Source organism: Anaerovibrio lipolyticus LB2005 (assembly GCF_000621545.1).
GTDB lineage: Bacteria > Bacillota > Negativicutes > Selenomonadales > Selenomonadaceae > Anaerovibrio > Anaerovibrio lipolyticus_A.
In genome coordinates, this window is the sequence record NZ_JHYA01000010.1 from 1 (window position 1) to 14,124 (window position 14,124).

17 protein-coding genes are annotated in these 14,124 nt (G+C 44.1%); 6 read left to right on the plus strand and 11 right to left on the minus strand.

Features of this window, described 5'->3' with window-relative positions; translation table 11 throughout:
• The coding region (locus T355_RS15015; protein ID WP_155851697.1) for an integrase core domain-containing protein at positions 1 to 303 on the plus strand (303 nt) is incomplete at its 5' end.
• On the opposite strand, the gene T355_RS0108265 is transcribed toward T355_RS15015, so the two are convergent.
• Positions 282 to 659: a hypothetical protein gene (locus T355_RS0108265; protein ID WP_027397344.1), complete on the minus strand. Its 378-nt coding sequence runs from the start codon at positions 657 to 659 to the stop codon at positions 282 to 284. The two genes, T355_RS15015 and T355_RS0108265, sit on opposite strands and share 22 nt — an antisense overlap.
• A gap of 163 nt (positions 660 to 822) precedes the next feature.
• Between T355_RS0108265 and relB the strand changes: the two genes are divergently transcribed.
• Both relB and T355_RS0108275 read left to right on the plus strand, forming a co-directional pair.
• Positions 823 to 1,047, plus strand: a complete 225-nt coding sequence (relB, locus tag T355_RS0108270; RefSeq protein WP_027397345.1) for a type II toxin-antitoxin system RelB family antitoxin — start codon at positions 823 to 825, stop codon at positions 1,045 to 1,047.
• Positions 1,044 to 1,310: a type II toxin-antitoxin system RelE family toxin gene (locus tag T355_RS0108275; protein ID WP_027397346.1), complete on the plus strand. Its 267-nt coding sequence runs from the start codon at positions 1,044 to 1,046 to the stop codon at positions 1,308 to 1,310. Before relB ends, T355_RS0108275 begins: the two co-directional genes overlap by 4 nt.
• Before the next feature lie 103 nt (positions 1,311 to 1,413).
• On the opposite strand, the gene T355_RS0108280 is transcribed toward T355_RS0108275, so the two are convergent.
• A complete protein-coding gene (locus T355_RS0108280; protein WP_027397347.1) occupies positions 1,414 to 2,076 on the minus strand; it encodes a hypothetical protein in 663 nt (220 codons plus the stop codon).
• Positions 2,077 to 2,282: 206 nt separating this feature from the next.
• On the opposite strand from T355_RS0108280, the gene T355_RS13990 reads away from it, so the two are divergent.
• Positions 2,283 to 2,936, plus strand: coding sequence for a hypothetical protein (locus tag T355_RS13990; protein ID WP_051555480.1), 654 nt, complete (start codon positions 2,283 to 2,285; stop codon positions 2,934 to 2,936).
• Positions 2,937 to 3,020: 84 nt separating this feature from the next.
• Here T355_RS13990 and T355_RS0108290 read toward each other — a convergent pair whose 3' ends face one another.
• The 6 genes from T355_RS0108290 to T355_RS0108315 all read right to left on the minus strand — a co-directional run bounded on the left by T355_RS0108290 (position 3,021) and on the right by T355_RS0108315 (position 8,714).
• The gene (locus tag T355_RS0108290) at positions 3,021 to 4,628 is read right to left on the minus strand and encodes a CTP synthase (protein ID WP_027397348.1); all 1,608 of its coding nucleotides are present in this window, start codon (positions 4,626 to 4,628) and stop codon (positions 3,021 to 3,023) included.
• Positions 4,629 to 4,655: 27 nt separating this feature from the next.
• Positions 4,656 to 5,033, minus strand: coding sequence for a DNA-directed RNA polymerase subunit delta (gene rpoE / locus T355_RS0108295; RefSeq protein WP_027397349.1), 378 nt, complete (start codon positions 5,031 to 5,033; stop codon positions 4,656 to 4,658).
• A gap of 45 nt (positions 5,034 to 5,078) precedes the next feature.
• Complete coding sequence (gene argS, locus T355_RS0108300) at positions 5,079 to 6,740, minus strand: arginine--tRNA ligase (protein WP_027397350.1); 1,662 nt, start codon at positions 6,738 to 6,740, stop codon at positions 5,079 to 5,081.
• 48 nt (positions 6,741 to 6,788) lie between these two features.
• The gene (locus T355_RS0108305; protein ID WP_027397351.1) at positions 6,789 to 7,220 is read right to left on the minus strand and encodes a DUF1934 domain-containing protein; all 432 of its coding nucleotides are present in this window, start codon (positions 7,218 to 7,220) and stop codon (positions 6,789 to 6,791) included.
• Positions 7,221 to 7,385: 165 nt separating this feature from the next.
• The gene (locus T355_RS0108310; protein WP_027397352.1) at positions 7,386 to 7,847 is read right to left on the minus strand and encodes a chemotaxis protein CheX; all 462 of its coding nucleotides are present in this window, start codon (positions 7,845 to 7,847) and stop codon (positions 7,386 to 7,388) included.
• Between the two features lie 3 nt (positions 7,848 to 7,850).
• Entirely contained in the window at positions 7,851 to 8,714 is an 864-nt protein-coding gene (locus T355_RS0108315; RefSeq protein WP_027397353.1) for a response regulator, read from the minus strand.
• Positions 8,715 to 9,077: 363 nt separating this feature from the next.
• On the opposite strand from T355_RS0108315, the gene putP reads away from it, so the two are divergent.
• A complete protein-coding gene (putP, locus tag T355_RS0108320; protein ID WP_051555499.1) occupies positions 9,078 to 10,505 on the plus strand; it encodes a sodium/proline symporter PutP in 1,428 nt (475 codons plus the stop codon).
• A 744-nt stretch (positions 10,506 to 11,249) separates the two neighbouring features.
• Here the strand turns inward: putP and T355_RS0108325 are convergent.
• Positions 11,250 to 12,188 carry a glycosyltransferase family 2 protein gene (locus tag T355_RS0108325; RefSeq protein ID WP_027397355.1) on the minus strand — a complete coding sequence of 313 codons (939 nt, stop codon included), beginning with the start codon at positions 12,186 to 12,188 and terminating at the stop codon, positions 11,250 to 11,252.
• 99 nt (positions 12,189 to 12,287) lie between these two features.
• On the opposite strand from T355_RS0108325, the gene T355_RS0108330 reads away from it, so the two are divergent.
• Complete coding sequence (locus T355_RS0108330; RefSeq protein WP_027397356.1) at positions 12,288 to 12,689, plus strand: GtrA family protein; 402 nt, start codon at positions 12,288 to 12,290, stop codon at positions 12,687 to 12,689.
• 57 nt (positions 12,690 to 12,746) lie between these two features.
• Here the strand turns inward: T355_RS0108330 and T355_RS0108335 are convergent, their stop codons facing one another.
• Both T355_RS0108335 and floA read right to left on the minus strand, forming a co-directional pair.
• Complete coding sequence (locus T355_RS0108335; RefSeq protein ID WP_027397357.1) at positions 12,747 to 13,115, minus strand: hypothetical protein; 369 nt, start codon at positions 13,113 to 13,115, stop codon at positions 12,747 to 12,749.
• 15 nt (positions 13,116 to 13,130) lie between these two features.
• The gene (gene floA / locus T355_RS0108340) at positions 13,131 to 14,117 is read right to left on the minus strand and encodes a flotillin-like protein FloA (protein ID WP_027397358.1); all 987 of its coding nucleotides are present in this window, start codon (positions 14,115 to 14,117) and stop codon (positions 13,131 to 13,133) included.
• Positions 14,118 to 14,124: the final 7 nt, after the last annotated feature.

Genomic DNA, 14,124 nt, shown 5'->3' on the forward strand with positions numbered 1-14,124 from the left:
GGGATTGTTCTTCAGAGTGATTTGGGAACACAATACACCAGCGACATCTTTGAAAGATTTCTGGCCAGTAGAAAAATATGTCATTCGTACAGTCGTAAAGGATGCCCATATGATAATGCCTGTATAGAGTCATTTCATGCTTTAATTAAAAAAGAGGAAATCTACAGGCATGTTTACAAAGATTCAAAAGAAGCTTATGATAGCATCTTTGAATATATTGAGTCCTGGTACAATCGCAAGCGGACTCATAGTAGCTTAGGCTACAAGACACCAGCTGCAGTTCATGCAGAATGTGCGGCGTAAAGTCGCACTTTCGGTGTCCACTTTATTGACATAAGACCAATGATTCCATTATGTTCTCGTTGAGCCAAAATTATACCGCCATTTTGTTTCATATATTCTTTCAGGAGAACACTATCGCTCAAAAACATTTCAAGGTCAAATTGAGGATTATAGTAATATTTTTCCTTTATTTTTTTGCATAACACATTTAAGTCTTCATTTTCTATTGAACGATTATAAAAGAATTCTCTCCGAGCAAATACCCATTCAGCCAAGTTGTTATACCTAAATCTTATGGAAAAAGATAGGATTAATAAACATAGCGTAATGAAATAAACAACTATCGAAGTAAAATTTAATGCAGTAAATATTTCCATATCATCATCCTCCATGTACAAGATATTTTGCAATATCACATTGCCTAACTATTCGTCAATTATTGGCCTTTATCCTGCTTTATATAAAATGCTATGCCACTAAAGTTACAATTGACATTTCATTCTCCATGTAATACACTTGTAATACAAGGAGGCGATTTATATGGCAACCATTAGTTTACGGGTACCAGATCGGGAATTAAATATCTTCAAAGACTATGCAAAAATCAATAACAGCAGTTTGTCTGAAATTATACGCCGTACCATGATTGAACGAATCGAAGATGAATATGATATGAGCGTTTTTGATGAATACGAAAAAGACAAGGCTGCCGGAACTGTAAAGATCTACTCACATGAAGACGCCTGGAAAGAACTGGATTTATGAAATATACAGTAGAATATACAGATAAAGCTATAAAATCCCTCAAAAAACTGGATAAATCCGTTCTTAAAATGATAAAATCATGGATAGAAAAGAATCTAGTGGGTACCGAAAATCCCAGACAGCACGGTAAAGGCCTAACATTCAACAAGAGTGGCCAATGGCGTTACCGTGTTGGCGATTATAGAATCTTAGCTGACATACAGGACGAAAAGCTTGTCATAATCCTTATTGGGATTGGCCACAGAAGCCAAATTTATCAATAGAATATATAGGCACTGAATGCAGAAAAACCGTGGACTTTATTGCACCTTACTTGCAGTAAAAATCCACGGTTTCCTTTTTTATTCAACTATAAACATTCAGCATTTAATCCATAAATCCAGCCACTTTGCCGTTTTGGAGGTAAATGATGATATTACGGCCTGGGGCGTAGTATACAAACTGCTTTGTTTCAGTGTCTCCCACCACGGCGCGGCCTACATGGTCAGGGGTACCGAAAAGTCTCCGTACCTTTTCTTCAGAGTCGCCTATATATACATTATTGGCCCGTTCTGCTTCCTCTGCCGCTTTTTTTGCAGCCTTGGCAGCCTCCTCCTGACGTTTGGCCTCAGCTTGGCGGGCCTTCATTTTCTCATAATCAGCATTGACCCGTTCACGGTCACGACGGATATCATCAGCCAACTCACCGGAATAGTCAGTGCTGATCTGTTCAAACCAATCATGGGCACTTTCAATACCAGCATTATCAGCCTGACCATTTTTGTATTTGATCATAGCATAGGCATATAGCAAAAATGTATCACAATCTACACAACGATACTCATCCAGGGGTTCTAAGGTGTAGCTGGCATAATCCCATTTTCCTGCCTTAAGATACTCCACAGCAGTACTATGCCCGGATTGATGAACCTCAGCGTGACGCTTTTCTTCCATTTTAGCCTTGTAGCCTTGATAGCCGAAAAAGGCCACTATCACAGCTACAACTACCCCTATTGAAATCAGAAATATTTTCTTTCCATGATCCTGCATTATCTACACTCCTTGTATTTTTTTGCACATAGCTTAGTGTAGCACCTACAAAGTCATCATGCAACTTTTGTACTATAAAAATATATTGTATACATTTTATTATATTTAATCTTACCTCACTGATTTTACGATATACGGTTAGATAGGATTAGGTGTTCTGTCTTTGTATTTAATTTTTCTTTTAAGGATGAAGGAGGAAGATGAACATGGATGTTAAAATGATTTCTTCTTTGTCGCAACAGACAGCATCGGTGAAGGCCAGTATGACAAAAACTACCACCACCAATGAAGCGACAAATGAAACCACCACCACTGAGGCTTTTTCCCTGGATATTTCCACGGAAGTGCAAAAGGCCTCCACTGCAATTGGTAAGCTCACACCTGAACAGGTTGACGCCTTACAGGAGGGTATTGACAGAAGCTATATGTTAATGATTCAGACCCTGACTGAGCAAAACGCCACCTTGCAGGGCTACCTTGACCAGGGTCTTTTCAAATTTGACTTTGACGGTGTAGAAATCGGTCTGGACAAGTTTGTACTGCCGGAAGTGGCAACTACCCCTGAGGAAGCAGCAGAAGCTGTTGCTGAGGGCGGCGAGTATTCCGTTGATGCGGTGGCAACCCGCATCATGGATATGGCAACCTCCATTGCAGGCGATGACCCAGAAAAATTAAAGATGATGCAGGAAGCTGTGGAAGAAGGATTCCGCCAGGCTGGAATCACCTGGAAGGAAGCCATCGGACAGGATGAAATGCCACAGATTACCCAGGATACCCATGATGAAATCACAAAGCGCTTTAACGAGCTATTTGAGAAATTGGGCATCAATGTACAACAGCCTGCCGATACAGAGGAGTAACACAACTAATCAAAAAAGGAGCTTTGATAAACCATCTTCATGGTCTGTCAAAGCTCCTTATCTTTTTGCGTTTATTTATGAGAATTATTTAACTTCCAAAGCTGCGGTTACGAAATCGCGGAACAATGGATGTGGGTTGTTTGGTCTGGACTTAAGCTCTGGATGGAACTGGGAAGCCACGAACCAAGGATGATCCTTAACCTCAACGATTTCAACAAGGCTGTCATCAGGGAGAGTACCAGCAATAACGAGGCCAGCATCCTGAAGCTCCTGACGATATTTATTGTTGAACTCATAACGATGACGATGACGCTCACTGATTTCCAGAGTGCCATAAGCAGCCTCAGTCTTGGTACCAGGCTGAACCTTGCAAGGATATGCACCAAGACGCATAGTGCCGCCCTTGTCCTCCACATCCACCTGGGATTCCATAAGGTCGATTACAGGATGGGTGGTCTCCTGACAGAACTCAGAGCTATGAGCATCATTCATGCCGCAAACGTGACGGGCAAACTCAATAACTGCACACTGCATACCAAGGCACAAGCCCAGGAATGGCAGCTTGTTCTCACGGGCATACTGAATGGCCATAATCTTGCCTTCTACGCCACGATCACCGAAGCCGCCTGGTACAAGGATACCCTTACAGCCAGCAAATACTTCATCCAGATCAGGATCCTTGGTGTTCTCCAAGGTCTCTGCATTTACCCAGTGAATCTTAACATCAGCTTCATTGTAGATGCCTGCATGATGGAGAGCCTCAGTAACGGAAATATATGCATCCGGAAGCTCAACATACTTACCAACAACGGCAATCTTAACACGCTTCTTAGGGTTGTTGATTCTGTGAACCATCTGCTCCCAGCTGTCCATGTTTACAGGAACATAATCCATGTTCAGCTTTTCCATGGCAATGCGGTCAAGACCCTCAGACTGCATCATAAGAGGCACTTCATAAATGGTGGAGGCAGTTCTGTTTTCAATAACAGCTTCCTTGTCCACGTCGCAGAACATGGCCAGCTTTGCCTTCATATCATCAGTGAGAGGCTTCTCAGTGCGGCATACCAGAATGTCTGGCTGGATACCAATGCTGCGGAGCTCCTTAACACTGTGCTGGGTAGGCTTGGTCTTAAGCTCGCCGGCGGCGGAGATATAAGGAACCAAGGTTACATGGATGTAAAGCACATCGTTCTTGCCCACTTCCTTCTTCACCTGGCGGATGGCCTCCATAAATGGAAGGGACTCTATATCGCCCACAGTACCGCCGATTTCAGTGATAACAACGTCAGCATTGCTCTCAGCAGCCACATCATAAACGCGCTGCTTAATTTCGTTAGTGATATGAGGAATAACCTGAACGGTCTTGCCAAGGTAATCACCACGACGCTCCTTGTTAAGAACGTTCCAATAAACCTTACCAGCGGTAATGTTAGAGCCCTTGGTCAGATTAATATCAATAAAACGCTCATAATGACCAAGATCCAGGTCAGTTTCAGCACCATCGTCAGTTACGAATACCTCACCATGCTGATAAGGGCTCATGGTGCCAGGGTCAATATTAATATATGGGTCAAACTTCTGAATGGTAATGTTATAACCGCGGTTCTTCAACAGACGGCCCAGTGAAGCTGCAGTGATACCTTTACCAAGGGAAGAAACAACGCCGCCGGTGACAAAAATGTACTTTGCCATGTCTTAATCCTCCTATACACTAAATAATTACATATTTTCCTGAATGCTTTCGAACTTATGGGTATCGTTGGCCTTTTTCTTTTCAGAAGCAGCAGTTTCCTTGGATACGGTACGAACGCTGCGGGAAGTCTTTTTCTTCTCTACAGGGTACCACTCAGTAAGGCCCCACATACCATCATTTCTATAGGTGAAGCGGCTGTCCATGTTAATCTGGGTGTAAATCTCAGAAATAGCCTCTGGCAGGGACTGAACAGGCTTCTTCTTTCTCTTGATAACCTCAAGAATCAGATCCTTGAAATACATTGGCTCATAAGCGGAGGAATCCACTACATTGCCAAGATCAGCATTGTGCTCTGCAAGAATATAAGCGGCAACTTCTACATCGGTACTCTTTAAATAATCCACGCTAAAGTCTCCTTAATTAGTATTATAGTATAAAAAATTGTTTCATTACATCTTTTCTGGAGCAGAAACTCCTAAAATTCCCAGAGCATGACGAATGGTATGAGCCGTAACGGTTACCAGCGCCAAACGGGCCTCTGCCAGCTTATCATCAACACCCAAGATACGGCACTGATTATAGAAGCTGTGGAACTTGCCTGCTAGCTCATAAGCATAACGGGCAATACGCTGTGGTGCATACTCTGCCGCTGCGCGCTCGATTTCTTCCTCGTACTCCTGGAGCTTGTTAATAATATCAATCTCAGTCTCATCCTTAAGGAGAGAAAGATCAACCCCATCGGTAACCTTAAGGCCGGTCTCCTCCGCCTGACGGAAAATACTGCAAATACGGGCATGGGCATACTGAATATAATAAACAGGATTCTCATTGCTCTTGGATTTTGCCAAATCCAAGTCAAAGTCCAGCTGGCTGTCCATGGAGCGCATAATGAAGAAATAGCGGGCAGCATCGGTGCCAACCTCCTCAATAAGCTCTGCCAGGGTTACAGTCTGGCCAGTACGCTTGCTGAGCTTAACCAGCTCGCCACCACGGAGAAGGCGAACCATCTGGAGAAGCAATACATCCAAATCATCAGCATTATATCCCAGAGCACTCATGGCTGCCTTGACACGGCAAATATAACCATGGTGGTCTGCACCCCAAATATTAATCAGCTTACCGAAGCCACGCTCAAACTTATCCTTGTGATAAGCGATGTCTGCGGCTAAATAAGTAGGAACACCATTATCGCGAATTACGACACGGTCCTTGTCATCGCCATAATCGGTAGACTTCAGCCAGAGAGCACCGCCCTCCTCGTAAATCTTGCCGTTCTTCTGCAATACCTCAACAGCTGCCTTAACCTTGTCCGGATGAAGGGTACGCTCGCTGTACCATACATCAAATTCACAATTGAAGGCCGCCAAATCTTCCTTCAGGGCTGCCAGCTTTTCCTTCAGGGCCAGCTCCTTGAAAATATTAAGGCGCTCCTCCTCGGACATATTAAGATACTTGTCACCATCCTTCTTGATGATGCGCTGAGCAGTATCAATAATATCAGCACCATGGTAGCCATTTTCAGGGAAGGTATCCTCAGTGGCCTTGCCCAAAAGCTCAAGATAGCGGTGATCAACGGAAAGGGCCAGATTGTTAATCTGATTACCCGCATCATTAATGTAATACTCGGAGGTAACAGGATACCCCGCAGCTCTCATTACATTAACCAGAGCACTGCCTGCTGCTGCACCACGACCATGACCAACATGAAGGGGGCCAGTAGGATTGGCACTTACATACTCCACCTGAACTGGCTTCATATCCTTCTTTGGCAGCTGACCGAAGCTCTCGCCACGGTCCATAATAGCCTTGAGGCCATCATAGAGGACATTAGCCTTCAGAAAGAAATTAATAAAGCCTGGGCCGGCTATCTCAACACGCTCCAGCCAATCGCCATTGATACGGCCAGTGACCTCTTCGGCAATCTTTCTTGGATTCATGCGAAATGCCTTGGCAGACTGCATTGCGAAGTTAGTGGCGAAATCGCCCATTTCCTTCTTTGGCGGAACCTCGAGAATAATATTTGGCAGCTGCGCCTCAGGAAAAACTCCATCGGCAATGGCAGCCTTGGCAGCCTCCTCAATAGCGGCCAATAACGTATCCTTAATATCCAAATTCATAGCCTCCCAAACTTTTTAATGTATATACATTTATAACAATATCTATTTCCCAGCATTGCTGATTTTTATATGAAGCTCATACTCCCCCACAGGGGACCCATTAACGGCCAAATCGTAAAAAAGATCAATTTCACCCTGGCCCCTGGCTTCATCCATATTTATTTCCAGCTGGCTGGTATTTATTTCCAGCTCCATAGGCCCATAAGGAGTATGATAGCTGGTACGGGTCATTTCCCCATGCAAAAAAATCATTTCCGTATCAACGGCTCCACGACGGAAAATTGTCAGCTTCCCTCCGTCGGTTTTGATGGTGGTAGCAATAACATTTTCCTTGTCCAGGTCACTGTCATCATATTTTACATAATGCTTGTTATTACGGAAATAATACTGGCCCTCAGCCAAATGGGCAACCTTTTCACGCTTGCCCTTCAGGTCCTTCTGAAAGCCGGAAGTAACCACTTTAACCTTGTACATAATGGTCCTTTTCTTCCCTATTTTTATCGAACATTTATTTGGTTCTGTGTTTAAACAAAACTGTGTATAGTATAACCCAAAAATGGATTATTGCCAACAAAATAATTAATAAAAATTGAAAAGGGACTGCCGAGGCAATCCCTTAAATCACTTTATTTGATGAAGTTACTGCTGAACTGCAATATCAATCTCCACCTGATGACCGCTGACGTCCATAACAACGCAGAGATATTGCTCGTTGCTGATCTTGATCTGGAAGTCGGAGCCCACAGTCAGCGACGGAGTGGAAATATCCACCTCCAGCCCAAGAGCTGTGAGATTGGTGGCGGCATTAGCAGTCAGCATATTGGACATCTCAGAAATAGCACTCTGGGCCATCTCATCAAAGGACTCCACTGGCATCCCCATCATCATGGTGGATGCAATGAACTTTGCGGTGTCTTCACTCATATTATAAACGACGTTTCCCCTTATCTCCTTGGTAAAACCAACGATAACAGCTACGCCCTGACTTACTGCATTTTGATTATTTACAGTCATACCTGTACGCTGTGGTGTTGGAAAGCCCATCTGGGGAAGTACAGTCGTAAATGCATCGATAAACGGATTAACCAGTTTTACATCCATAAGTTATACTCCCCTCGCAAACCCTACATTCATGAATACATTCCCGTAAGAGGTCTTGGCTACAACATTAAAAGAAATTAGCTCAGGATTGGACAGAATTATATCTGAACCAATAACTGTTCCAGGAGGCGTAATACGCATTTCCTTGTCCTTGAACACATCATTGATACGGGAAACAGCACGACCAGTAATAATATTACCTGCCTCCTCTATGGCAGCCTCCGCCTCATCAGCAGACAAATCATCCTGTGGATCCATTCCCAGCATGGCCTTACTGAGACTATACATGGTTTCAGAATCCATATAAAGCGCAACGCGCCCCTTAGGCTCACCAACGATACCAATCACAGCTGCCACGCCGTCAACATGAAGAACAGACTCCTCATTTTGAGAAATCTCAACTTCACTCTGGATACCAAAAATGGACACCAGACTCTGCTGGAGTACCTTGGCAAAGGTAGTCACATAGGACTCCCTATAAACAGCTACTGCACCAACATTTTCATTGCACATAATCATCAGCGTATCAATAAGCTCATTGGTGCTGACAGGCTTCTGCAAGAAGGAGCCAATACCGGCCATACGGCCCTGCATAATCAGCTTGGCATCCTTCATGGCACTAATCATAACAATCTTTGCCTTTGGATCTATCGCATGAATACGACGGGTGCACTCAATACCATCTGCATCCGGCAAATTCATGTCCATGGTTACAACATCCGGTTTAGTCTTAGCATAAAGAGCCACTGCCTCAGCAGAATTCTCAGCCATTGCGCAAACTTCAAAATTAGTCTTGGCCAGCATGGAGCTAACCATCATACGGCTAATTCTCGAATCATCAACCACCATAACCTTGACTTTTTCCACAAACAATCACCTGCGCTTTTCGTGTATTTTTCTCTCACTATAAATATTCGCCAAAAAAGTGAAAATCCTTCTAAAATACGAAAAAACTATATGTGTTTCTTCTAGTATACAAAAATTGGTAGAGCAATTCAAGGAAAAACGTCCCAGGCGCCCTATCCTTCGAAGGGTTACTAACTAATAGAATTCTTTAAAAATGACAAAAATCCTTCTTAAATTTTATTTTTATTTTACGAGATTCAATTTCCCATTTGCCAAAATTCCATCCTTCTTTGTATAATGTTTAAGTATTATGCTTTGATATAGGAGGAATAACATTTGGATAATATATTGATTATTTTGGCCTTTGTTATTTATTTGGGCCTGATGATGTTTATCGGACTGTATTATTATAGGAAGACAAACAACATGGACGATTACATCATTGGCAACAGAAAGCTGGGGGCCTGGGTTACCTCCCTCAGTGCTGAGGCCTCTGATATGAGTGGCTGGATGCTGATGGGACTTCCAGGGGCTGCTTATCTGGCGGGGCTGAACGCTGGCTGGATTGCAGTGGGGCTTGCCTTGGGTACCTATGCCAACTGGAAATTTATTGCGGCAAGACTGAGAAAATTTACGGAAATTGCCAACAATTCCCTTACCCTGCCGGATTTTTTACAGAACCGTTACAATGACAGCAGCAACATTTTGCGAGTTGCTCCGGCAATTTTCATCATTATTTTCTTCGTAATTTATACCTCCTCCGGCTTTGTCAGCGGTGGCAAGCTGTTCAGTACCCTCTTTGGGCTGGACTATACCACAGCTGTTCTTTTGGGAGCCTTCGTGGTAGTATTCTATACCCTTACCGGTGGTTTTATGGCTGTATGCTGGACTGATTTTATTCAGGGTGTCATGATGTTCTTTGCCATTATTATGGTGCCTGCTGTAGCTGTTTATGCCCTTGGCGGTGTTTCCAACACTGTCACTGCTGTGGATATTGTGAATCCTACCTTCTTTAATCCATTCTTAGGGCCTGATGGCTCCACCATTTCCGCCATTGAGTTCATTTCCCTTATGGGCTGGGGCCTAGGCTACTTTGGGCAGCCTCACATTCTGATTCGCTTCATGGCCATCAAATCCTCCAAGGAGCTGAGCCATGCCATGCACATTGCCATGGTATGGGTCGCCATTTCCCTGGCTGCTGCAGTTGCTGTTGGTATTGTGGGCAGCGTTTATCTCACCGAAACTCTTATGGGGCCAAAAGTGGAAACCGTATTTTTGGTGATGACAGGAGAGCTGTTCACTCCATTTGTGAGTGGTCTTATAATGTCAGCTGTATTGGCTGCAATAATGAGTACCGCATCAGCCCAGCTGCTGGTGGCTGCTTCTGCTTTCTCCCAGGATTTTTACCACTCTGTTTTCCGCAAAGAGGCAGGACAGAATGAGCTTATATGGGTAAGCCGCACTGCGGTGCTGGTTATTTCCGCCATGGCCATCGGCTTGGCTATGAATCCTAACAGCTTTATTCTTGATATGGTTTCCTACGCCTGGGCCGGCTTTGGTGCTGCCTTTGGTCCTGCCCTTATTATGTCCTTATTCTGGAGAAGGGCCACCAGAAACGGTGCGCTGGCAGGTATTGTGGTGGGAGGTCTTACAGTTCTTATCTGGAAGCAGTTCGCCTTCTTTGGTCTTTATGAAATCATTCCGGGCTTCCTGTTCTCCCTGCTGGCAATTTATGTTGTGAGCCTTTTGGACAAGGAACCAGATAAGGAAATTACAGATATGTTTGATTCAGTAAAGCATTCGGAAATCTAATATGATATGATGGCTGACACTGGGTACTTACCTTCTCGGTCAGCCATTTTTTTACTTCTAAAAAAAATTGAAAATTTTTCTCATTTAGGTATTGAAAATCATTTTCAGTTATGCTATATTATATTCAAGCTTTGAAAAAAGCGTAACTCTCCTAAATATAATACACACACACTAGAAAAGGGATTCCCAGAGGACAGGGAATCCCTTTTCTAGTGCAAATAACAATGTTAAAGCAAAAACTGGGCAGAAACTGTTGCCTTTCGCTCAGTTCTGCACTTTAAGTATAGTTACTGCCTGCTGACCACAAAGTGCCGGGACAACCGTCTGTCACACGTCACACGTCGCTAAAGTTTTTCTTGTCCTAAACAATAGCGAAAAAAATCATAACTCGCGTCGCCTTTACAAGACCATCTTTGCGTCGCTCAAACAAATGATTTTTTCCACTAAAGCAGAAGAACGACAAGAAAAGACTTCTTAACGCTCCGTGGACTATTGTTCCATACAATTATCCCGGCACTTTTTAAATGTAGTATATATCCAATATCAATATAAAGGCAGATACTGATTGGCTTGAGCATTAAGTTATGGGGCGTAAAAAAGCATTTTTTGCTAACCTGCACAGTAAGAAAACATCGTTGTTTGAGCGAAGCGAGTTCGATTTTTCTTGCTGCTAATTACGTAGTAAAAAATGCTTTTAGCACCATAACTGGGCGAAAGCCAACAGTTACTGCCTTTTTATGTGAATTAATCCTGTTCGTCCTTAGGGCGGCCGCGGCCTATGAGATATAGCGGCCTATTTTTAACTTCCTCATAAATGCGGGATATATATTCTCCCATGATACCCAGCACTGTGAGCTGCACACCACCAAAGAACAGTATGCAGGCGGTTATGGTAGCCCAGCCGGCCACTGCATCATTGAACACATATTTAGATACCAGCACATGGAGGAATAACAGGAAGCTCAGGAAGCCACAGCATACACCGATGTATAATCCCATGCGGAGAGGCAAGGTTGAGAAGGCCATTACCCCATCTACTGCCAGGTGAAGCATCTTCCGCGGAGAGAATTTTGAAACTCCTGCGAACCGCTTTGGCGCCACAAACTCAATGTAGGTCTGCTTAAAGCCCATGGAACCTATCATACCGCGAATAAACCGGGCATGTTCACGATACCGACGGAAGGCCTTTACCACCTTCTGATCCATCAGACGGAAATCAGCTCCACCCTCCTGAATATGAACGGTGGACAATGTATTTAAAACCTTATAATAATAGGCTGAAGTGAGCTTCTTAAAGGCCGAAACGCCTTCAGTGTTCTTGCGGATGGTATGAACCACCTCATAGCCTTCCTCCCATTTGGAAATGAGGGTAGGAATCAGCTCCGGTGGATGCTGCATATCCCCGTCCATCATTATTACCGCATCTCCATCTGCATGGTCAAGACCACAGGTGAGAGCCAGCTGATGGCCAGAATTTTTTGCAAGAAAAATAGACTGAACCCGGGAATCCTTTTCCTCCAGTTCCCGCAGTATTTCACGGCTGCGGTCCTTGGAGCCGTCATCCACAAAATCCAGCTCAAACTCATAGTCCAGCTTATCAAAAACTTCAACAATGGACTTATAAAAATGCTCTATATTTTCTTCTTCATTGTATACAGGAACAACAACTGATATAATCTTCATGGTTATCTCTTTTCTCAAAATTTTATCCAATGTAAAATACTATAATATTATACGCGTTGGGGAATTTTTTCTCAATACTAAATTCCAAAGGGGAGCATAATGAATTTAATAGAAAAAACTAAACATCACTTCTTAACTAAGGAATTCTTCCTATTTTTAGTTATTGGCTGTATCAACACCTTTAACTGCACCTTTATGGCCTGGCTCTGTTCCTTCTTTATAGCAGATGCCAATCTCACCTTCAACATTGGCTACATTCTGGCAAATCTCTGCGCCTGCTGGATGAACAGCCGCTTTGTATTCCACGATACATTGTCTGTGAGCCGCTTTATAAAATTCTTTGTATCATATATTCCAAACTATATCATTCAAAATATTATCGTTATTATATTCTACAACTGGCTGGGGTATCCTCCAATAGTAAGCTACCTGATAGCTGCGATTTTAGGTATTCCGGTAACTTTTCTTTTGGTAAAGCTATTCGCCTTTGGCAAAAAATAAAAACGGGCACAAAAATACGGGACTGCGTTTGCAGTCCCGCTTTTTATGTACCGTTATTTACCTCAGTCTATTGCGTCTCGCCTTGGGCTTGCCTAAAATCTCTGCCCAGATGACAGCCTGGGCCAGACCACTCAAGGGTTTTCTTTTGTGCTCAGTGGTATAGGACGGATCCTGTGGCGGCTCCTCATGCTTTTCCTCATAATCATCCGTATGACGGGTAAGATACTCCTGATAGGGATTATGAACCTGTGCATACTCATCTGGATGATGAGGCCTGTGCTGAGGAGGTGGTGGCTCCTGTGGCCCCCTAATATCCGGCGGTGTCCAGTCCTTTGGAATAGGCTGAGCTGGTGGCTTCTTTTTGTCCAGCACATTGCCCAGTATCACCATCAAAGCAAATACCACTATTGGAATAACATAATCCATAGCTTTTCACCTGCCTTACTTAATAGGCGGTGGAGTGAGAGGGCTGTCATCAGCACTGCGGCTGATGCTGTCACGCATATCAGTATCAGCCTTTACATTGTTCAGGTTGTAATAATCCATTACCCCTAAATTACCATTCTTCAGGGCTTCAGCCATAGCATGAGGTACTTCGGCCTGGGCCTCAACTACCTTGGCCTCCATCTCCTGAGTATATGCCTTCATCTCCTGCTCCTTGGCAACGGCCATAGCACGGCGTTCCTCAGCCTTGGCCTGGGCAATACGCTTGTCTGCCTCGGCCTGGTCGGTTAAGAGCTCAGCACCGATGTTTCTGCCCACATCAACGTCAGCAATATCAATGGAGAGGATTTCAAAGGCTGTACCTGCATCCAGTCCCTTGCCCAACACTGTCTTGGAAATGTCATCCGGATTTGCCAGCACATCAGTGTGACTTACAGAGGAACCAACAGTGGTAACAATACCCTCACCTACGCGGGCAATGATGGTTGGCTCACCGGCACCACCCACCAGACGGTCAATGTTGGCACGAACAGTTACTCTGGCCTTAATACGCAGCTCAATACCATTCTTGGCCACAGCGGAAACCACAGGAGTCTCAATAACCTTTGGATTAACGCTCATCTGTACAGCCTCCAGTACATCACGGCCTGCCAAATCAATGGCGGCAGAGCGCTCAAAAGGAAGTGGAATCTGGGCTCTGTGGGCGGCGATAAGGGCATCTACCACCTTATCCACATTACCTCCTGCCAGAAAATGGGCCTCCAGCTGATTAACCTCCACGCTAAGACCAGCCTTGTTTGCCTTAATAAGCGGATATACGATACGGGACGGAATAACCTGGCGCAGGCGCATACCTACCAGAGTAAATATTCCCACCGGCACATTGGCTGCCTTGGCTGCAATCCACAGACGAAGGGGCACAAAGTGCAAAAATACAAAGAGAAATACTATGGCCAAAAATATCCATAGGCCACTGAAATCCATAAAAAAC